Here is a 19,795-nt window from a genome sequence, read left to right as displayed (position 1 = left end):
TCCCGGGCCCCCCGGCCCGGGGGGGAGGGCAGCAGACCGCATTTACCCTGGGCAAAAAAATCCCGGCTTGTATGCCGGGATTTTCTTATCTGGATAATCTTAGAACTGATACGTCACACCCAGCGCAACGATATCATCGCTGCTCACGCCCAGCTTATTATCGTCGTCAATCTGGTTGATTTTATAATCAACAAACGCGGACATGTTTTTGTTGAAGTAATACGTGGCGCCCACGTCAATATATTTCACGATATCTTCGTCGCCAATGCCTTCGATATCTTTACCTTTGGACTGTACATAACCCACGGATGGGCGCAGACCAAAGTCAAACTGATATTGTGCAACCACTTCGAAGTTTTGCGCTTTATTTGCAAAACCACCGGAGATAGGGGCCATATTGCGGGTTTCAGAATAAATAGTGGCCAGGTAAATATCGTTCGCGTCGTATTTCAGACCGGTTGCCCAGCCCTCGGCTTTTTTACCTTCACCGCGCGCCTGCAGGTTCTGCGCGTTGGTGCGATCGGAGCTGGCATAAGCACCAATGACGGAGAAATCGCTGCCGCCGAAGTCATAGGCCAGAGACGTACCAAAGCCGTCACCGTTCTGCTTTTTCACGTCGCGGTTTTCGTTTTTGCCCTGGTACTGCAGGGTCATATCAAGACCGTCTACCATGCCAAAGAAGTCGGTATTGCGGTAGGTGGCCAGTCCGGAGGCACGTTTCGTCATGAAGTTGTCGGTCTGTGCCAGGCCGTCACCGCCGAACTCAGGGAACATATCGGTGTATGCCGCGACGTCATAAAGCGCGCCCAGGTTACGACCGTAATCCAGTGAACCAAAGTCTTTCAGTTTAATACCGGCAAACGCCAGACGTGTTTTCTGCGAGGAGTCGCTTTCAGCTTTGTTACCTGCGAATTCAGCTTCCCAACGGCCATAGCCCGTCAGCTGATCGTTAATCTGGGTTTCGCCTTTAAAACCGAAACGAACGTAAGTCTGGTCACCATCTTTGGTGTCATCATCACTGATATAGTGCATAGCTTTCACTTTGCCGTACACGTCCAGTTTATTACCGTTTTTATTATAAACTTCTGCTGCGTGAACAGATGCGGAAGCCACCACGCCCATAACCACTAATGCCAGAGTGCTCTTTTTCATTTTCGATCCTGTCTTATAAACGCGCTTTAAAAATTCGCTGGACGATAAGCTGATGCTTAAGTCCCGTGAAAAAACAGGAAGGGTTTTATCGTTCTGGAATGAAACTTTTATGACAAACTAAGATTAATTTTAAAAAACTGTGATTTATTATTATGGTAATAAATTTGTCAAATTCTGCCGCTACGCTTCCTGATCCCGCGCAACAAAGTGCCTGGTGATGCACTAAGGCAGTTGGCAACCGGGCTGACTCCTGTTAAAACGTTCGTTCGACATTACTTTCCCTTATCGTTGAACGGCAGAGAATCATGAGTGACAGCCAGACGCTGGTGGTAAAACTCGGTACCAGTGTGTTAACAGGCGGATCGCGCCGCCTAAATCGCGCCCACATTGTTGAGCTTGTACGCCAGTGCGCTCAGCTGCATGCCGCAGGGCACCGTATTGTGATTGTGACCTCCGGGGCGATTGCCGCCGGGCGTGAACACCTGGGTTACCCCGAACTCCCCGCGACGATCGCCTCTAAACAGCTGCTGGCCGCCGTGGGACAAAGCCGACTCATTCAACTCTGGGAACAGCTGTTCTCTATCTACGGTATTCACGTCGGGCAGATGCTGCTGACGCGTGCGGATATGGAAGACCGGGAGCGCTTCCTGAATGCCCGCGATACCCTGCGCGCGCTGCTGGACAACAATATTGTTCCCGTTATCAACGAAAACGATGCCGTTGCCACCGCTGAAATAAAAGTGGGCGATAACGATAACCTCTCTGCGCTGGCCGCCATCCTGGCCGGTGCCGATAAACTCCTGCTTCTGACCGATCAGCAGGGGCTGTTCACCGCCGACCCGCGCTCCAACCCGGAAGCCGAGCTGATTACCGATGTTCATGGTATCGACGATGCGCTGCGCGCCATCGCCGGTGACAGCGTGTCCGGCCTCGGAACGGGCGGGATGGGGACCAAGCTGCAGGCCGCCGACGTGGCGTGCCGCGCCGGTATCGACACCATCATTGCCGCGGGCAGCCGCCCTGGCGTGATTGGCGACGTGATGGAAGGCATTTCCGTTGGCACCCGCTTCCACGCCCAGGAATCCCCGCTGGAGAACCGCAAGCGCTGGATCTTTGGCGCGCCGCCTGCCGGTGAACTCACCGTTGATGAAGGGGCAACCGCGGCGATTCTGGAACGAGGGAGTTCATTGCTTCCTAAAGGAATTAAAAGCGTGACAGGCAACTTCTCCCGTGGTGAAGTGATCCGCATCCGTAACCTTGAAGGTCGCGACATCGCGCATGGCGTAAGCCGCTATAACAGCGATGCCTTGCGCCGCATTGCGGGCCACCACTCGCAGCAGATCGACGCTATTCTGGGCTATGAATATGGCCCGGTTGCCGTGCATCGCGATGACATGATTATTCGTTAAGGAGCCAGAACATGCTGGAACAAATGGGCGCAGCCGCGAAGGCCGCCTCTTACAAACTGGCGCTCCTTTCCAGCCGCGAGAAAAACCGCGTGCTGGAAAAAATCGCTGATTATCTGGAAGCACAGTCTCAGGACATTTTGCTTGCCAACGAGCAGGATCTGCTGGAAGCGCGTCGAAACGGCCTGAGCGAAGCGATGCTCGACCGCCTGGCGCTGAACCCGGCGCGTCTTAAAAGTATCGCCGACGATGTCCGTCAGGTTTGTAATCTGGCCGACCCGGTAGGGCAGGTGATTGACGGTGGGCTGCTCGACAGCGGTTTGCGTCTGGAGCGTCGCCGCGTGCCGCTCGGCGTCATCGGCGTGATTTATGAAGCCCGTCCAAACGTGACGGTTGACGTCGCTTCCCTGTGCCTGAAAACCGGTAATGCCGCCATTCTGCGCGGTGGGAAAGAGACCTGGCGCACCAACGCCGCGACGGTGAAAGTCATCCAGCAGGCGCTGGAAGAGTGCGGTTTGCCGGCGGGGGCCGTGCAGGCGATTGAGAGCCCTGATCGCGCGCTGGTCAACGAGATGCTGCGCATGGACAAATACATCGATATGCTGATCCCACGCGGTGGCGCGGGCCTGCACAAGCTGTGCCGTGAGCAGTCGACCATTCCGGTCATCACGGGCGGCATCGGCGTATGCCATATCGTGGTAGACGACAGCGCCGAAATTGAGCCAGCGCTGAAGATTATCGTCAACGCCAAAACCCAGCGTCCAAGCACCTGTAACACCGTGGAAACGCTGCTGGTGCACCAGGGGATTGCGAGTACTTTCCTGCCAGCCCTGAGCAAACAGATGGCGGAGAGCGGGGTGACGCTGCACGCTGATACCAATGCCCTCGCGCTGCTCCAGGGTGGCCCGGCTAGTGTGGTTCCCGTAAAAGCGGAGCAGTACGACGACGAGTTCCTGTCGCTGGATCTGAACGTGAAGGTGGTTGCGGATCTCGACGACGCTATTGCGCACATTCGTGAACACGGCACGCAGCATTCTGACGCGATCCTGACGCGTACGCTGCGCAATGCCGATCGCTTTGTGAATGAAGTGGATTCCTCTGCGGTATATGTGAACGCCTCCACCCGTTTCACGGACGGCGGCCAGTTCGGACTTGGCGCGGAAGTGGCGGTCAGCACGCAGAAACTGCACGCGCGCGGTCCGATGGGCCTTGAAGCGCTGACCACCTATAAGTGGATCGGCTTCGGTGACGATACGATTCGTGCGTAAATAGTCACGGGTGATGCAAAAATAGCCGTTTGATTCAAAAGGGCATTGACGCATCACCCGGTTAGATCTAACCTTTTGCCCCGTGGTTACACTCGTAACCGGCCTCTCAGGGCCGATATAGCTCAGTTGGTAGAGCAGCGCATTCGTAATGCGAAGGTCGTAGGTTCGACTCCTATTATCGGCACCAGTTCTCTCAAAAAGTTACGCATCATTAGCTCCCTTCTTATCTGCACGATGGGGCAGATTTGGGAAAGAAGCTCCCAAATTCGCATCAATTCTAAGCGCATGCTTGAGCATTCAACTGTTGCGTCTTCTCCTGCTCAGGTTGAAGCAGAGATGGATTTAATGAACGTTATCTTCAACGATTCGGATCTAAATTAGCAGGAAGCAAACATTCTCGACTACCTGAAGAATAAACGCGCATCGGTTAAATCATTGGTATCTACTCATTCTTGGCCTTGATCAGTTAAGCGAACATGTCAGCGCGATGCTCAAAGGCAGCCAGCGGCAGACACATTCAGAAGAGAAGCAGGCCGCCTGAGGGCGGCTTTTTTCTGCCCGGAGGGAAACATAACGATGCTATTAAGTAAATCAGCCTACGCCAGGCATATGGGCGTCAGCCGGCAAACTATTTGCGGCTGGATAGCCCGCGGTGAAATTGTTATTTCAGGCGATAAAGTGGATGTCGAAGCATCGCAGGCTAAACAAAATTCTGCTGGTGCAGGCGAACACCAGACTGAAATGACATGGGCGCAGGCCGCCGCATGGGTATGGAAGCATGACGGCGGGAAAGAGTTGCCGGCTGATATTGATGCTGGCCAGCGTATAGAGGCAGCAGCCGCTGAGCTGGGTTTTGATGTTCAGCACGAGCCCGATGAACAATTGCTGATTCTCTTCCGGCCGGATGAAGAAACCCACAGCTTCTATGGCAAAGACCGTGCAGCAGGCGCTTTACGGTTTCTTCGCTCTGAGCTGGCTTACGTTGCCACAATGCACCCCGATACGCTGGATGACTGGAACAAAACTGGTTTAATGTCACTCTGCCTGCTGGACGGCGAAAAACTGTAAACCCCCCAGCCCCTCAAACTTGACACTTTTCGCGAGATACTGGGAAAAGTGTCAACCCAACCTAACGGATCCTGACGCCTACGAACAGCAGCTACAGCAGAAGTGTAAAGGGCTGGCGTTGAGATTTGTTGAGCCTTGGCTGTTAACTTTTGTTAATCCTGATGCGAAGCAGGGCAGGTGTCAGCCTGTTATGGTTTGTTATGCCTTACTAGGGAAAACTAGGGGGAAAGTGTCAACCGCTACCGCTTCAGAAAACTTCAGGTGCACGAACTCGTGAAGGGGAGGTGTTAAGCGCTCCCCCTTTGCAACCATCCTCGACCCTCTTTCAGATCGCTGTTCTGGTTTGCCCTGACACTGGCGTTCAGATTGAGTTGTCAAAAGTTGTCACCCACCGTCAGCGCCAGTGGGGATTTTTGGCAGAACGCGCTCTAAGTTACAGTTGCTTCATTCTGTAATGAATAACTTATATATAGTTTTAAGAAGGTATCTTTCTAACAGTGATTTAGATCACGCTATTTACCGCAATGATAATGTAGTGGTAAGTTCTTGCTTAAAGTTTAGACTATGAAAAAGTTTCACTTTCTGTTCTTGTATTGTATTATCTTAAAATCTAATTAGTAGTTGTAATGACGTTGTTGACTTTTTAATTTTATTTTGGGTGATGAGGCAGTTAAATTGGAGGTTAAATGATTTATGGATATTCAAGAGTATTTTACTAAGTTAAATGCAGAATCCCAAACCGTCTTCGAACAGTCTATTTATCAAAAAGAAACTTTAGGCAAACTTCACCATTTGTCTTCGTGCATATACGAGATGTCAAATGTCTTGAGAGACCCTCAAGAAAAAAGAATTTTAGAAACAGTTAGCGCTCAACTAGAATCATCAAACTATAGTTTAATTGTGGGTTTATATAGACAAGCATTTTCATCACTAAGACTCGCACTTGAAATGGGGTTGGGAGCTATTTATTTTTCTGCCAGTAAATTAGAAATGCATGAGTGGCTTGATGGACGAAGGGATATAAAATGGTCAAGGATAATTGATGAAGATAATGGCGTGTATTCCAAAAGATTTATTATGGCATTTTTCCCAGATTTAGTAGATGATGCTGGCGAATATCGAGCTAATGCAATTGGCGTTTATAGAAAACTTTCAGAATATGTTCATGGCAACAACGAGACATGGATAAATGGAAGTATCAAAATCATGTATAAAAATGAGCTCTTCGAACAATATTGTCAGTATTACAAGAGTGTAACTGAATCTATATTGTTCGCAGCTACGTGTAGATACGCGAAAACTTTTGATGATAATGAGCGCGAATCTATGCAATTTTTGCCAGAAGAATTTAATCATATAGAAAAAATTAGAGAATTATTCGGTATATCATAGGAATGAATTATGAGTGAATTTTATCTACGTACAGAAAGCATTAAACAATCAGATATTCTATCCTTGTCAGTTGTAAATTCAACTGACAGAGGCATTCTTGAAGCTCTGAAATCTAATGAACCTTGTCTTCTTGAGGGCTCAAGAGGTACTGGTAAGTCATTCCTTATGAGGGTTGCGGAATTAGAGTTAGAAGAAGGGGATAAGGCATGCGTAACAGTATTTGTTCCCTTCAACATGAGCTCTTTGATAACTACCGATGATAACCTTCAGTTTTATCATTGGATGATGGCTAAGACATTAAAATACTTACTTAATAAGCTTAGAAAAATGGGGATGGTTGTTTCAGGCTTGACTTCTAATTTGCTCAGTAATGATCATAATGACACAGAAGAAAGCGTTGAAACCAGTTTGAAAGAAATCGTAAGACTTTTCGAAGATTCTTATAAAGGAAAGATTGCTGTTGATATATCATCACTACCTGATATTGAAGATGTCAAAGAGGCAATACAAATAATTTGTGAGGAGAATAATCTAGATAGAGTTGTTTTCTTTTTTGATGAGGCGGCGCATGTATTTAGACCTGAGCAGCAACGTCAATTCTTTAGTTTATTCAAAGATCTTCGTTCACCATATATTACATGTAATGCGGCTATTTATCCTGGAGTTACTCACTTTGGTGATTCTTTTGAACCAATTCATGATTGTGTATTCAAAAAACTCGAAAGAAATATTTTAGAATCAGATTATCTTCAATATTTCAAAGATATTGTATTTAAGCAATCAGATGAGTCGCTAAAGAAAGAGATAGACAATCAAAGAGATCTTTTCAACACGTTAGCTCTTGCTTCAGGCGGTAATCCTCGAATGTTGTTGAGAACGTTGCAAGATCTATCAAAATTAAATGCTAGTGGAGTTAACGCCATAATAAAGTCCTTTTATCGAAATCAAATTTGGACAGAACATACTGATTTGGGTGAAAAGTACAAGGGGCATCGTGAAGTTATAGATTGGGGTAGAGATTTCTTGGAGAACTCTGTTATACCTCGAGTAGAAGATTATAATAAGACTCGAAGAGATAAGGGTACAGATGAATCTACAATTTATTTTTGGATACATAAAGATGCGCCAGAGCCAGTTAAAGAATCTTTAAGGCTTTTAACTTATACTGGGATTATTAGAAAGATCGATAGTGCTGTTAGAGCCACCAGATCTGAGCTTGGTACAAGATATGAAATAAAATATGGGTGCATGTTATCTTTAGAAAGTAACCCACATTCTGACTCAAAAGAATTTTACAAAAATTTGTCTGTTAAAAAATTCCCTGAGTTTGGTAAGAACCACTCAAGCTATGCCGGAAGTGAAAAACTTCTTAATAAGCATGAACTTCAGTATGAAGAGTCCTTAAGATCTCTCCTGAAAAAACCAATTAATGTATTGGTAGCACTCACAAAATGGCAAAAAGAAAGATTACAGTCTGTTGGCATCAATACAATTGAAGATCTTCATAGTAATACTGAAGAAAGCCTAATTGAAAAAATATATGGAGTAGGCCCTTCGAGAGCTCGAACTATGAAAAATGCTGCGACTGCAGAACTTCTTGAATATATTTCAGGTTGATATCCTGATGTTGGAGAATATATTCTGCGAAGTGTATTATCTTTATGCAGTTAACTGAATTTTTTTGACTATAGCACCATAACTTCACCTCCATTCGGTGGAGTTGTGGTGTATTTTAAAGCTCAGATTCTAGCGTTCTTGACACAAAATCATCGGATTTATCATCGAAACACTGCGATCTATTGAGTAGATAAAATATTTTGGGGGTACTTGTGGGGGTATCTTGAAAAATGAAATAGAAATAAATTATTATAAATCAACAGCTTGTTATGTTTTGTGTTGTTCCTATTATTGCATTCACACAAAAAACCTTTAAAAACAATAAGTTAAGGCGATTATCGCTCTTAAGGTACAGTCTTTCTTTAAGGGATTCTATGACCAACAGTTGCCGCTATGGTTAACAGTGGCTATTCAGGGACGTTAACATGTAGCGGCCTGTAGTTGTAAAGCTCGAACAGGTACAAAGCGTGAATAGTCCACACGAACCGCTATCAACTCGAAGCTGATGACGCTGCCAACGTCTCTAAATCCTCCCGAAACAGATTGATCACACGCATTTAAGCCCGATGTGTGGCCCTACGAGCCACGTAAACAGGTGAATAGTGGTGCACACGACATGCAGGCTCTGCCAGCGCTTCGCTCACGCTCCGAAAGGTACACGAGCACCCTGATAAGGTGTGATCCTTCTGACAATCTGATTTGGTCACTTGTGACTTTCGCAAAGCGAAACCAACCAGGTTGGCCAGATGAAGTCGCTGCGCTCCGCTTGTTGCTTGTACCACTAACGGGGCTTTATGGATGCTATTGTCTGAAATCTGATACATTGCACAAACATCATGTGGATTGCTGTAAAGTTCATCAGTATGATTGCTTGCACAATTAGCGATTGGGAAAACACTTCTGGAAGATAAGGGACGAGACGATATGAAAGTGACTGATGAGGCTTTGTTACGTTCAGGGTTTACACCATCGGATTTGCAGAAGATAAAAAACAACGTTGAAAGCTACGGCGGAACCTTGGGGGAAGCGATTCAGGATCTGGCTAATCGATTCAGGGTTGTTTTATGGATAACATCGGCATGTCTGATGGTTTTTATCATTTTAGTGTTGTTTTCTGCGAAAGAAACCGTCGTGGGTGGTGGTATATCAATTCTGATCGCAATAGTCATCGTTGCATTTATTCAGCCGCCAGTCCTTTCTTACAAATCCTGGCGGTTCTGGAGAAAATTCAGAGGTTAATGGTTCGATGTGTCAGTAGAAAGCAGGTCAAATATTACTTTGGCCTTAAGTCCATAACCTACTATTTTCATTGTTAATTTTGGGCGGCTCATCGTATCGACCTTGCGATAGAAATCACGGGGCATCCATTTAAATAGCCTCCATGCTTCGGGTCTTCTGGCTAATCCAAAGATGCTATATACATTTGCAGTTAACGTAATAGCGTTATAAATCGCAAGTCCTGTTTCAGGCTTGAAACCCATAAACTGGGCCGCTTCCATAGTGCCATCAGCCACAAATCCCTCTGTTTTATATTGTTTTCCATATATACCGGGAATGATTTCTTTTGACAGACCGTTAATGCCATCTGTTACAAGGATAGCCCCTGCCAGCATACCTAAAGGTGTCATCGTTGCGACCATCAACGCACCGCCAGCAATTGCCATTCCAGAAACCACAATGTGAATAGCTGAAATCACGTATCCGACGATTTTATTATTTTCCTTAACAAACTCAACCTTCGCGTAAAGCTGTGCGGACTTGGTTTTTAACAGACGCTCTTGTTCAAGCAGATTATCTGTTTCAGCACGAAGATTTTTGATGCATGCAATGCATTCTTCATCGGTTTTAGCTCGTCGTGCTGTTTCAAATTCTTTATCTACAACCTGTTTTATCTCTTCGACAAACTTGATTCGTGTAAGACCATCTTGCAAATAGAATGCTGACAGTCGGTTTGCTGTTTCGACGAGTTTCCGGGCTTCAAGATTCACCATGGTATCTGACCATGTTCTGTTCCAGCCCCTGTTGAGCAGCGCAATATCCATTAAAGACTCCTTCCCAAAATGTGTCTGGTCATTTTACGTGCAATAAGGTCGAAGATAACAGGAAATACTTTCACAACCCGCCCCCGTGGGTGTCCCGTTGTTTTATCCTTCCAGTTTACATTCTCCTGCTGAAAATATCCCCGCCTCTGTTGGACCGCTGCTAGGCCGTCAGCCCAGGACCTCGGTGAAAAGCGCTTTTCTTCGCCAAATATCGCTACGTGATGCCTTCAGCGACACGCCTCACTGCAACAAGGAGTGCAGTTACACAATGCTGCTTTGGGCTGACGCAAGGGAGATAACTTGATGTTTTGAAGTGCGTCTGTTCACTAATTGTACAGTCATTTAACATATTGTATCTTATAAGTACTTGGCTTTTTTGGTCAGGTATTGCTTTTCGGCGCGTTGGCGTGAAGCGGGGTATACAACAGCGATTTGATCAACAGAAGGATAGCATTCGGGAGGATTTGAGGTGAGTTTACTTGTTCAAGGATTTTGGATGAGTTTGTCTGGTCACCCCACAACTTCAGGTTTCAGGCCTTTGATTCTGCCAGAGCATTAAACGCCATAAAAGCATACTTTTCTATTCACCAGCAGATACAAAGCCACTACGGCGACGTTACCACAACGGGTAGAAGGTCTACCCTCACCTGGCGAAATTCTCCCGTCCTGGCGGTCATAGATGCGTATCTTTTTCCACACCAGCGCATGCAGTCCCATCAATCCCTTCTACGCTTCACCAGAAGCCCTCAGCGGCGATTTCTAGCACCAGATATAACTGGCGTACCGATAATCCATGACTTCCCACAGCGCGATACAGGATTCACCAGAGGGCATCTGTCTTGATGACAGTACGTCGTCTTGCCCTTGAATAGCATTAAGTGTCGCCGCATAAGCAACTTAATCCTCGTCATCATTCTGTAATACCCTACGCAGGATTCGGCTCGATTCCAGTATCGGCAGATCTTCCATTAATAACGCCGATCGCGATGGCAATTTATTAAACAAGCGCTCTGTTTGCGAGGCGAGATAGGCCACCAGAGGATGTGCGTCATGGTCGCCTGAAATCAACTCCACGTTGTATTGCGTGACCGTGCCTTCACCAAAGACCCCCGAGCAGTAGTTGGTCCCTCCCAAGTATCTGAAGTCTTCAATAAAAAAGCTGAACATGCGCATTATTTTGTGAGCATCGCGTTGGTCAGTACGGTTGTCTGCTATCCGAAACAGTATGGTATTACCTTCAATGTCATATTGATAACGAAGGTGGTGCTGCTTAAATAGCAAGATAAGCAGTAAACGATTTATCCTGCTGAACTGTTCCGTCACCCTGACAACGTTGTTAATCATAGTATCTGACCGCTTTTTCATTTTCGCGTGGCGATGCGCCGCGCTTTTGCCGGGCCGAAGCTGTGGCTTTTCGATTCCCTGAAGGAGCTGAGCATCAATGACCCCATGCTCAATGACGTAATGAATATGCTTAATGGCGGGCTCCAGCGCCTCAATGGAAAACAGCTCGGTATAGCCGTCGCCGGCATCAATGCCCGTTTGATATTTGGCCAAAAGAAAATGCAGCATTTTTTCCAGCTTAAAGACCTCGGACTGCGGTAACGCAATGCGGTAAGAATGGGCATAATCCACATCGCCCCAGACCCGTTTTAGCGACTGAATGCGGTTATAGATATTATTGGCTTTACCCACTTTCATCCTCTTTTTGGCCGGGAAAAGCAATAAATAGAGAAAAGAAGGGGTGTCCATAAAGCGCCTGTGAATGCGGTAACGGAAAAAGCAATGATAGAAGTTTTTTCATGCCAGGCGTAGCGCAGCGTTCACAATGCTGAGCGCTTCATGCTTAAGGCCGGTATAGCCCCAAAAGGCTATACCGGCACTCCCTCCTATCGTGCAATTAACGCAAACACGCCCCAGCCAATATATTCCCTTGTGTAAGCCACATGGCGCTTAGGCGCTGCCGTCAGCTCCGCGCGCACCTCCTGTGCAAAATCATCGTCGGGGTTTTGATCCAGCCAGCGGCGCAGGGTCATCCATTTCGCAGCTTCGTATCTGTCCCAGCCTTCCTGATCTGCCAGCACCATTTCGACCAGGTCATAGCCCTGGCGATCGAAAGACGCGACAAGGTCGGGCAGGGTGAGAAAGTCTGCGGTGGAGGAGACGCCGCAAGCCCGAGCCGTCTCCTCCGTTGCGGGAACCTGTCGCCAGTAAGGTTCACCGATGAGCATGATTCCCCCGGGCTTAAGGCTTTGTGCCAGCAGGTCCATTGTCCCGGCGACGCCGCCCGCAATCCATGTGGCGCCAACACAGGCCGCCACGTCGCATTGTTCATCAGCCACGTAGCCTGCCGCGTCGTTATGCACAAAATGGACGCGTTCGCTGACGCCGAGCGCCTCTGCGCGCCGCGTTGCCTGCGCGGTAAAGAGCGGGCTCATGTCGATGCCGGTACCGGTAATCCCGTGATCGCGTGCCCAGGTGCAAAGCATCTCTCCCGAACCGCTGCCGAGATCGAGAAGGCGCGCGCCTGGCTTCATGCGTAACACGCGCCCGAGCGTGGCATATTTTTCTGGCGTGAAGGGGTTATGAATACGGTGTTCGCTTTCGCTAACAGTAAATATGCGTGGGATATCCATCATCCTCTCCTTAACGATTATCAGGCTGGGCACGGACGTTGTTCAGCCCGGTAGTATTGATACGGTAGGGCTGACCGTTAACGGATTTGATCAGCTTTTTGGTTTTGAGCTTTTTGAAGACGGCGAGCGTGCAGTCGCTGAGCAATAGCCCTTCGCGGCTGTAGCATTCAACGGCGGTGACGCGGCCGGACGTATCGCGGACGTGCACAATACGGCCACCTTTGGCGAGAACGTGTAAGGTACGCTGTTCCTGACGGGATAAATTCATACTGGAAAACCTGTTTAATCATCATGTGCAAAACGTGCAAACACACAGCGGTGTCCGCATTCGATTTCGGCGCATTGATAATCAGTCCGGCCTGAAAAGGTCGGGGAGCTGATTATCGGATGATTACATTCTCCAGCATCAAAGCCTCGGATTGAGTTGAAAGGTATTTACGGGGTGAATGATAACACCCGGTCATTGTATGTGTATACCCAGGGGTGAAAAGTGTGATCCCGGTAAGATCACACTGTACCGTTTTTTATATTTTTATCGATTTCAGCCTGTGGCTTTCCGAACAGATAGCCCTGCACAAGATCGCAGCCCAGCGCCTGAAGCCGTTCAAGCTGCGCTTCGGTTTCCACACCTTCTGCAATGACCCGCATATTGAGGCTCTTCGCCATGCCGGTTATCAGTTTAACGATATTAAGCGCATCGTCTTGGGTGGATATCGGATTCACAAAGGATTTATCAATTTTAATTTTATCAAAATTGAGTTCACTCAGCCTCGAGAGCGAAGAATAACCCGTTCCGAAATCATCAATGGAGATTTTTACCCCCAGCGATCTGAGTTTTTTGAGAATAGTAAGCGGCGTGTTGCTGTCACTGAAGAGCGAAGACTCCGTAACTTCCAGCTCAAGGCGGCTGGCCGGCAGGCCTGTCTCTTTCAGGATGGACTGAACCATTGCAGTAAATGATTTAGTCCCCAGCTGAACAGGTGAGACGTTTACCGAGATTCTGGCCGGAACCGCCCAGGAAGCGGCCTCCCGGCAGGCAAGTTCAAGCACATTTTTGCCAATCTCATTGATCATCCCTGTTTTTTCAGCAACAGAAATAAAGTAATCAGGCGACAAAATCCCCTTTACCGGGTGTATCCAGCGAATAAGCGCTTCATAGCCGTAAATTTCATTGCTGAATGAATCGACAATAGGCTGGTAATAAACAACGAATTCATGGTTGCTGATCGCGAGAGCCATATCATGCTCAAGGGTTCTGCTTTCCTGCAGCTTCTGCAGCATCCACTGACGGAAGACTTTTATCTGCTGTGAGCCCTCTTTTTTGGCTTCGTAGAGGGCCAGATCGGCAAATTTATAGAGATAATCAGAGCGCCGCTCATTATCAGATAAAACGATACCTACACAGGTGGCAATTTTTATCAGCTGGTTATTGATCGTATAGGGCAGACTGATGTGAGCGCTGATCTCTTTGGCGCGCAAAACCGCTGCGTTCTCGGTCAGGCCGCTGGAGAGAAGTGCAAATTCGTCACCGCCCAGGCGGTAAAACGTATCCGTCGCGTTACTCATTGAGGTAAGCCGTCGGGATACCTGATTCAACAGTAAATCGCCAGCGTCATGGCCATAGGTATCGTTGACCTCTTTGAACCGGTCTAAATCAAATAACATCACCGTGACAGGGGTATGGTTTTTATCTGCCTGAAGGGTAATTTTATTGAGATCGTCCCAGAAGAATAGACGGTTTTTCATGCCGGTAAGGGAGTCATGATACACATCATATTCCAGCTTCGAATTCTGTATTTGCAGCGTTTCTTTTGACCGCTGAAGTTCGTCAGCGAGGGTTTTAACCTGCATGTGAGCTTTAAGAATATTTTTATTCTGATAGATCATTAAGAACCCCAGAATAAAGCTTAATATCACCAGAAGTAACGAAAGTACAGAGTAAATATAATATAGGATCTGTATTTTATGGTTAGATTCATTAATTGTGTTAATATCTTTGGTTAATGCGCTTGAAGACAGTTGACTGAGCGGCGCGTCGAGCAGGTGCATATTTGCCAGGTACTTTTTTAATTCTTCATGGCTCATTTTTTCCAGGTTACTGTCCAGATACGCCAGTATTTCTTTCAGGCGTGCAGCGATCTCTTGATGCGTTTTATCGCTCTCAATATAGCGGCCTAAGTCTCCCCCGTTCAGTAACTCGCCCTGGCTGAGCATAATTTCGAGACGCATGCGGGCCTGGTCTATCGTAACGTCATCGGTATCGGTTGCGTATAGACCAAGCCATGATTCAAATCGGTAGTACTCTGATACCAGTTGAGCCACGGACCAGGACTCAGTGTAGTGAGTCAGTTTTTGCAGCTCTTGCTGACGATCGTAAACAAGAAATGCAATATATCCCGTCGTGATAAAAAGAGAAAAAATGATACCAACCAGTATCCTGTTCATTATGTTCTCCCGAACTGCTATTCAATCTTCATTTTGCTAACCTGCCATGCTGAACGCGAGTAATAAATTTGATTATTCAACTCAGGAAGACTGTCATAAGGGTATACAATGAATGATGGGCCTTTATCGCGGATACGCATATATTCGCCATTAATCTTTAAAGCAAGAATAGCGTTATACTTCTTAAAATCGCTGAGAGGAATAGCGGTAGCGTAATCGTTAAGGGCAATAACATTAACGACAGAACCCTTTGCTCCAACATAATCCATGAGTTTGTTCATTGGAACCCCCTCAAACTTCGTCCTGCCCGTATACCAGGGAGATGCCGTCTCGAAACTCACCATCCCGAGTTTTTCAAGGCTTGCGAGATCAAACACTGCTTTTCCATCTTCGTTAGTATTTTCTATATTCCCGTAAATCGTCAAAATGGGTTTTCCGGCGGGTTTCGGCAGTTCACCCGCCCAGGCTAAACTCTGAACCAGACAGCACACCAGCATTAGGATTAATCGCATTATGGCCTCCACTTTTGCACAGAAGTATATGAATTATAATTTAGTTATCCTACTAGTTTATGTATTTTGTTGAGACGCTACCGTTTTTGGATATGCGTTGCAGGAAACTGCTTTAAAATCATCGAGTTGAAGTGGTTTGGTGCGAGCGGGTTTGACAGCACTGGGAGTGCTTCTTTTTTTAAGTACGCGACCATTATGTGAATAAAGTCGCTTTCGGCTAAAAAACGATCGTTTTTTATTGACGCGCACGAGGCATCGCCCGGGCAGCGTTGCTAACCATAACGTCGGATGCCCCAGACTGCAGGTTACCGGGACAACGACGCCTGGTTATTTTTCGCCAATTTATATGTCGCGCTAATTGTGCCGTTTAATTATCACACTCCGGCGATTTTTTATTCGAGAACGGATAAAAAGGCCATTTTTTTATTTAATTTTTCTGGTTGCCGCTTTTCGTCATGCTGGCAAAAACGCTATCCCGGTAGATCCAGGCATGTACTAATGCAGCAGAAATATGTAATAGCACCACGGCAAAAAGGAGTTTTGCCAGAAGGCTATGCGCATCGTGGCACCAGGCGAAAAGGGTTGGGCTTACTGGCAAAATCGGTGGGAGATTAAATCCCTCGAACATGACGACGGGCAAGCCTGCTGCCGACAGCTGCGCCCAGCCCAAAAATGGCATTGCCAGCATGAGCGCATACAGCAGCCAGTGCGACGCTTTAGCCGCAAGCACTTGCCAGAAGGGTAAATCAGCAGGCAGCCGGGGCGTCTTGCTACGAAGTCGGTTCACCAGACGGAGCAGCGCCAGCAGTAATATGGCAATCCCCAGAGGGCGATGCAGGTCGATAAGCGCAATCCGGTGATGAAGCGTCGTCATCATTGCGGTACCAATAAACAGCATGGCAAGAATCATCGCCGCCATTAGCCAGTGTAGTCCTCTTGCCAGGGCGTTGAAATGCTGCGGCGCTTTTCCATGTTCTTGATTCGGGTTCATTTTACCTCCTGCTTTTCAACAGCTTCGGTGGCTTTGCCGTAACCAATTTCCCGTTCCCGGCGACTAAAGGAGTGTGAATACGCGGCAGAACGCGCGTTTAACACCGGATCGTCAGACACGTTCACACCCGAAGGAACCGTCGAGGGGTCGAAGTTAACGTCGCGGCACGGACCGTCAGCCTGGGCTTCGACGCGCGCCACTTCCAGCGTACCGGCCACGATCTGCCTGCGATCGTTAGGCCACGGCCGGGAAGGGTCATCCACCGGATCGCCCGGCTGGGCGAGTTGCAGAACAAAATCCCAGTAGAGAGGCTTCTGAGCAAGCCTCTGGCTGACGCCCTCGAACATGATGTTGCGATCGGCCTTCTGGCGCTGCTCCTCGCTCAGCGACACAAAAGGATCGTGCGGGCGCATCATCCAGCGTACCGCCTGGCGATTTCCGAGACCGTCCACGAGGTAAAAGGCGTTAATGCTGTAGAACGTTGCGCCGGCAAAGCTCCCGGGGGCGGGCTTTTGTGCCGCCCATTTGAGGTATTTCTCTGCTTCCGGATAGGCTTTTAAGAATGCCGCGAGGCGCTGTGGATCCGGCTTGCCGGTGGCCGGGTCTGGCGCGGTTGCCTGGTGCAGCGCCAGAAATCCTTCAGGGTCCCGGGTCGCAAAGAAGGGTTCGTTGTTCATTGCCATACGCCACTGCTGGTTATCGTCTGTTCTGAACATCAGGGCCATGCTCAGGGTTTTCGTTGAGCTATCCGCCGCGTGGGGGTCGCCAGTGCCGATGGAAAACCGTCCGACAACAGGGGTATGCTGCTGGGAAAAAAGGCGCGCGGTTGACAAAGACGTTGCTGAACCGGTTGGAATGAAGTTTCCCGTAAAACACATTCCTTTGCCGTGTGCCCGGCGAAATCCGGGAGGAAACGGCGTTGGTGTTTCCGAGACTAATGCCTGACTGGTGGTGCGAGAACCGATCCAACCCGCCGTCCACGCAAATGCGGATGCTATCGCGCCCACGATCGCGGCGATGATGGCCAGCGCTCCCCAGGATTTTTTGGATCGTAAATCCACATTAGACATAGACGTTTTTCCAGTGTGAAAGAATAATACCTGTCACGCGCACGAACATCGGCGAGCCACGCATCAATACAGGGATAAAGTTGAGGCGATTATTTTTTTATAATCGCGGTAATATGCCAGAGGATATTTTTATGATGAGGCGATTATAGACGCGCTAAAGAATAATAGACTGAAAAGCCACTATTTTTATAACGTGCGTTTTACGCTCTGAAAAGAGTATATAAGGTAAACTTTATTAAAAAAGAATATCACGAAAAGTTTATAATTTTTGATGCCAGATATTTTCGCGTTCGCCACCCGGCGGGCGGTCTAGCCCGCCTCCAGCATCCCAAAACTCACAATTCGCGAGCGTCCCAGCTCTTTCGCCCGGTACAGTGCCACGTCCGCGGCGCGCAGCAGGTTGTCACTTTGAGCATGCTCTGGATAGCTGGCGATACCAATTGACACATCCACCGGCCCAATCTCGGTCAGCCCGTAGCGAAGCGATAGCGCATGCACGCCGTTGTAAATCTTCTGCGCGCAGGCGTGCGCTTCTGCTTCACCGGCCCCGGGAAGCAGAACCAGAAACTCCTCGCCCCCGTAGCGGAATGCCAGCCCGCCGTCGTGCGCGGCCCGCTGAACAATCGTCGCCACGTTTTTGATTACCTGATCGCCAGCCTCGTGACCAAAGCGGTCGTTAATGTTTTTAAAGTGATCGATGTCGATCATCATGCAGCTTAACGGCTCGCCGTTGCGCATGGCCTGCGTCATTTGCGTGTGCAGGGTGTCTTCCAGATGATGACGATTACGCAGGCCAGTAAGCGGGTCAAACAAGGCTTTTTCCAGCAGCGCGTCGCGCAGGCGCTGATTCGCCAGCGCCAGTCCGAGCGCCTCGGCCATCAGTTCCAGATACGCGCGTGCAGGAGCATTTTCCGGGGTGATGTTCTGGAACGAGAGCAACCCAATGGCCTCGCCCTGGGCGATAAGCGGTACGCACAGCGCGCTTTCCGCCTGTGATTCCGGGAGATGATAGCAGGCGACATCCGGTTCACCGTTAACCGGCGGATGGCTCTGACCGCGACGCACGGCCCAGCACGCATCGGGGTGGAACGTGGCCTCATCATCTGCCGGTGAAAGCCACTGGGCGACGCAGCGCATTTGCCACGGATCGCGGTCAAAAACGTAGAGCCGGCCCGCTATCCCCGGCGCGATATTGGGCGCAAACAGCTCCGCCACGTTGATCACATCGTCAAAGTTTTCACACCCCTGCAGCCGCTGGGTCATGCGCGCCAGCAGCTCGCGGATGGCCCAGTCGGCGTCGCGCTCTTTTTCCAGACGCTGTCGCGCAAGGCCGTTTTCACGAAAGATGCGGATGGCCTGGGCCATATCGCCAATCTCATCAATCTGGTTAAAGTTAGGCGTTTCAACCGCGAAGTCCTGAGAGGCCAGACGGTGAACCACGTCGCTCAGGCGTACCACCGGGCGCAGCACGCGGCGTTTTAATATAAAGCCGAGCACAAACAAGAACAGCAGGGCGGTCAGGCCAACCATCACTTCAGAAGCCGTACGCAGCGCTTTCGATTTTTTCGTCGCCTCCCGCACGGAGGCAATGACACGTTTGTCGAGTATCTGGCGAAAGCGATCGATTTGGGTTTGTGCGCGCTCAAGCTCCTGCTCGTAGGGCATGCCATAGAGCAGGGCAACGGCCTGCGCATCTTCACCCCGGGCCACGCTCGTCAGTGCCGCCTGCTGCTCATCCTGCAGTGCATCAATGATTTTTAAACCATCATGCAGCAGGGCCAGCTCGTCATCTGAAGCGCCGGTGTCCTGCAGTTTGTCCAGCTTCAGCTCGATGCTCTTCAGTTTTTTCTCTGACGCATTGTACTCATCCAGGATTTGCGGATTTTTTTTGATGACATACAGGCGCGCTAAATCGGACTGTATCCAGGCGTCGGTTTCAATATTTTCTGTAAGCTCATCAAAACGCTGGCGTTGTTCAATGGCCTGACGTTCGGCGGTGTCAGCACCGGAGGCCATCAGCATGATAATGCCGGAGGCGATAGTCAGGCAGACCGTGGCACCGTAGGCCCAGTTGGTTATTGTCGCGATTCGCACCTGGAGATCCTTTTACCGCATAAAGAGGATGGCGTTCTTCAAATTATAGAAAACGTATGATTTAAGGCGAAAAAAAAGGCGGCACAGCGCCGCCTGATGTGG

Annotated in this window: 16 protein-coding genes and 1 tRNA gene; 7 read left to right on the top strand and 10 right to left on the bottom strand. The window is 48.7% G+C overall.

All coding sequences use genetic code 11. The features are described from left to right. Positions 1-99 precede the first annotated feature (99 nt). On the bottom strand, positions 100-1,152 hold the full coding sequence (phoE, locus tag IM314_RS11235; RefSeq protein ID WP_028012086.1) for a phosphoporin PhoE: 1,053 nt from the start codon (positions 1,150-1,152) through the stop codon (positions 100-102). A gap of 305 nt (positions 1,153-1,457) precedes the next feature. Here phoE and proB point away from each other — a divergent pair, with 305 nt between their 5' ends. The 7 genes from proB (at position 1,458) to IM314_RS11200 (ending at position 9,142) form a co-directional block, all read left to right on the top strand. Next, positions 1,458-2,561 (top strand): glutamate 5-kinase, encoded by a 1,104-nt coding sequence (gene proB, locus IM314_RS11230; protein ID WP_014882684.1) that lies wholly within the window; start codon positions 1,458-1,460, stop codon positions 2,559-2,561. 11 nt (positions 2,562-2,572) lie between these two features. Next, a complete protein-coding gene (proA, locus tag IM314_RS11225) occupies positions 2,573-3,826 on the top strand; it encodes a glutamate-5-semialdehyde dehydrogenase (RefSeq protein ID WP_028012087.1) in 1,254 nt (417 codons plus the stop codon). A gap of 111 nt (positions 3,827-3,937) precedes the next feature. Then, positions 3,938-4,013 (top strand) — tRNA-Thr (locus IM314_RS11220). Positions 4,014-4,402: 389 nt separating this feature from the next. Further along, a complete protein-coding gene (locus IM314_RS11215; protein ID WP_227008616.1) occupies positions 4,403-4,894 on the top strand; it encodes a DNA-binding protein in 492 nt (163 codons plus the stop codon). 693 nt (positions 4,895-5,587) lie between these two features. Further along, entirely contained in the window at positions 5,588-6,286 is a 699-nt protein-coding gene (locus IM314_RS11210; RefSeq protein ID WP_193358852.1) for a hypothetical protein, read from the top strand. Between the two features lie 9 nt (positions 6,287-6,295). Further along, a complete protein-coding gene (locus IM314_RS11205) occupies positions 6,296-7,903 on the top strand; it encodes a hypothetical protein (protein ID WP_032667799.1) in 1,608 nt (535 codons plus the stop codon). A gap of 924 nt (positions 7,904-8,827) precedes the next feature. Further along, positions 8,828-9,142, top strand: coding sequence for a hypothetical protein (locus IM314_RS11200; protein WP_041911130.1), 315 nt, complete (start codon positions 8,828-8,830; stop codon positions 9,140-9,142). Here the strand turns inward: IM314_RS11200 and IM314_RS11195 are convergent. From IM314_RS11195 to IM314_RS11155, 9 genes are all read right to left on the bottom strand, one after another. Further along, positions 9,139-9,945 carry a DUF4225 domain-containing protein gene (locus IM314_RS11195; protein WP_193357443.1) on the bottom strand — a complete coding sequence of 269 codons (807 nt, stop codon included), beginning with the start codon at positions 9,943-9,945 and terminating at the stop codon, positions 9,139-9,141. The two genes, IM314_RS11200 and IM314_RS11195, sit on opposite strands and share 4 nt — an antisense overlap. A gap of 897 nt (positions 9,946-10,842) precedes the next feature. Then, positions 10,843-11,697, bottom strand: coding sequence for a GIY-YIG nuclease family protein (locus IM314_RS11190; protein WP_193358853.1), 855 nt, complete (start codon positions 11,695-11,697; stop codon positions 10,843-10,845). Between the two features lie 137 nt (positions 11,698-11,834). After that, entirely contained in the window at positions 11,835-12,581 is a 747-nt protein-coding gene (locus IM314_RS11185) for a cyclopropane-fatty-acyl-phospholipid synthase family protein (protein ID WP_193358891.1), read from the bottom strand. A 10-nt stretch (positions 12,582-12,591) separates the two neighbouring features. Further along, entirely contained in the window at positions 12,592-12,849 is a 258-nt protein-coding gene (locus IM314_RS11180) for a YjhX family toxin (protein ID WP_028012097.1), read from the bottom strand. Positions 12,850-13,088: 239 nt separating this feature from the next. Then, on the bottom strand, positions 13,089-15,026 hold the full coding sequence (locus IM314_RS11175) for a bifunctional diguanylate cyclase/phosphodiesterase (protein WP_048957578.1): 1,938 nt from the start codon (positions 15,024-15,026) through the stop codon (positions 13,089-13,091). A 17-nt stretch (positions 15,027-15,043) separates the two neighbouring features. Next, on the bottom strand, positions 15,044-15,538 hold the full coding sequence (locus IM314_RS11170; RefSeq protein WP_193358854.1) for a molybdopterin-dependent oxidoreductase: 495 nt from the start codon (positions 15,536-15,538) through the stop codon (positions 15,044-15,046). Between the two features lie 427 nt (positions 15,539-15,965). After that, entirely contained in the window at positions 15,966-16,529 is a 564-nt protein-coding gene (locus IM314_RS11165; protein ID WP_041911125.1) for a cytochrome b, read from the bottom strand. Further along, complete coding sequence (locus tag IM314_RS11160) at positions 16,526-17,599, bottom strand: catalase family peroxidase (RefSeq protein WP_041911124.1); 1,074 nt, start codon at positions 17,597-17,599, stop codon at positions 16,526-16,528. The genes IM314_RS11165 and IM314_RS11160 overlap by 4 nt, the downstream gene beginning before the upstream one ends. 309 nt (positions 17,600-17,908) lie before the next feature. Beyond that, positions 17,909-19,693: a diguanylate cyclase gene (locus IM314_RS11155; RefSeq protein WP_193358855.1), complete on the bottom strand. Its 1,785-nt coding sequence runs from the start codon at positions 19,691-19,693 to the stop codon at positions 17,909-17,911. Between the last annotated feature and the right edge of the window lie 102 nt (positions 19,694-19,795).

Origin of the sequence: Enterobacter cloacae complex sp. P42RS (assembly GCF_014930595.1) — a bacterium.
GTDB classification, from domain to species: domain Bacteria; phylum Pseudomonadota; class Gammaproteobacteria; order Enterobacterales; family Enterobacteriaceae; genus Enterobacter; species Enterobacter bugandensis.
Note: the sequence above shows the minus strand (reverse complement) of the source record. Positions and strands in the feature narration are given on the sequence as shown.

Coding starts and splice junctions, on each gene's coding strand:
- phoE (WP_028012086.1), bottom strand. CDS start 1,152: ATGAAAAAGAGCACTCTGGCATTAGTGGTTATGGGCGTGGTGGCTTCC.
- proB (WP_014882684.1), top strand. CDS start 1,458: ATGAGTGACAGCCAGACGCTGGTGGTAAAACTCGGTACCAGTGTGTTA.
- proA (WP_028012087.1), top strand. CDS start 2,573: ATGCTGGAACAAATGGGCGCAGCCGCGAAGGCCGCCTCTTACAAACTG.
- IM314_RS11215 (WP_227008616.1), top strand. CDS start 4,403: ATGCTATTAAGTAAATCAGCCTACGCCAGGCATATGGGCGTCAGCCGG.
- IM314_RS11210 (WP_193358852.1), top strand. CDS start 5,588: ATGGATATTCAAGAGTATTTTACTAAGTTAAATGCAGAATCCCAAACC.
- IM314_RS11205 (WP_032667799.1), top strand. CDS start 6,296: ATGAGTGAATTTTATCTACGTACAGAAAGCATTAAACAATCAGATATT.
- IM314_RS11200 (WP_041911130.1), top strand. CDS start 8,828: ATGAAAGTGACTGATGAGGCTTTGTTACGTTCAGGGTTTACACCATCG.
- IM314_RS11195 (WP_193357443.1), bottom strand. CDS start 9,945: ATGGATATTGCGCTGCTCAACAGGGGCTGGAACAGAACATGGTCAGAT.
- IM314_RS11190 (WP_193358853.1), bottom strand. CDS start 11,697: ATGGACACCCCTTCTTTTCTCTATTTATTGCTTTTCCCGGCCAAAAAG.
- IM314_RS11185 (WP_193358891.1), bottom strand. CDS start 12,581: ATGGATATCCCACGCATATTTACTGTTAGCGAAAGCGAACACCGTATT.
- IM314_RS11180 (WP_028012097.1), bottom strand. CDS start 12,849: ATGAATTTATCCCGTCAGGAACAGCGTACCTTACACGTTCTCGCCAAA.
- IM314_RS11175 (WP_048957578.1), bottom strand. CDS start 15,026: ATGAACAGGATACTGGTTGGTATCATTTTTTCTCTTTTTATCACGACG.
- IM314_RS11170 (WP_193358854.1), bottom strand. CDS start 15,538: ATGCGATTAATCCTAATGCTGGTGTGCTGTCTGGTTCAGAGTTTAGCC.
- IM314_RS11165 (WP_041911125.1), bottom strand. CDS start 16,529: ATGAACCCGAATCAAGAACATGGAAAAGCGCCGCAGCATTTCAACGCC.
- IM314_RS11160 (WP_041911124.1), bottom strand. CDS start 17,599: ATGTCTAATGTGGATTTACGATCCAAAAAATCCTGGGGAGCGCTGGCC.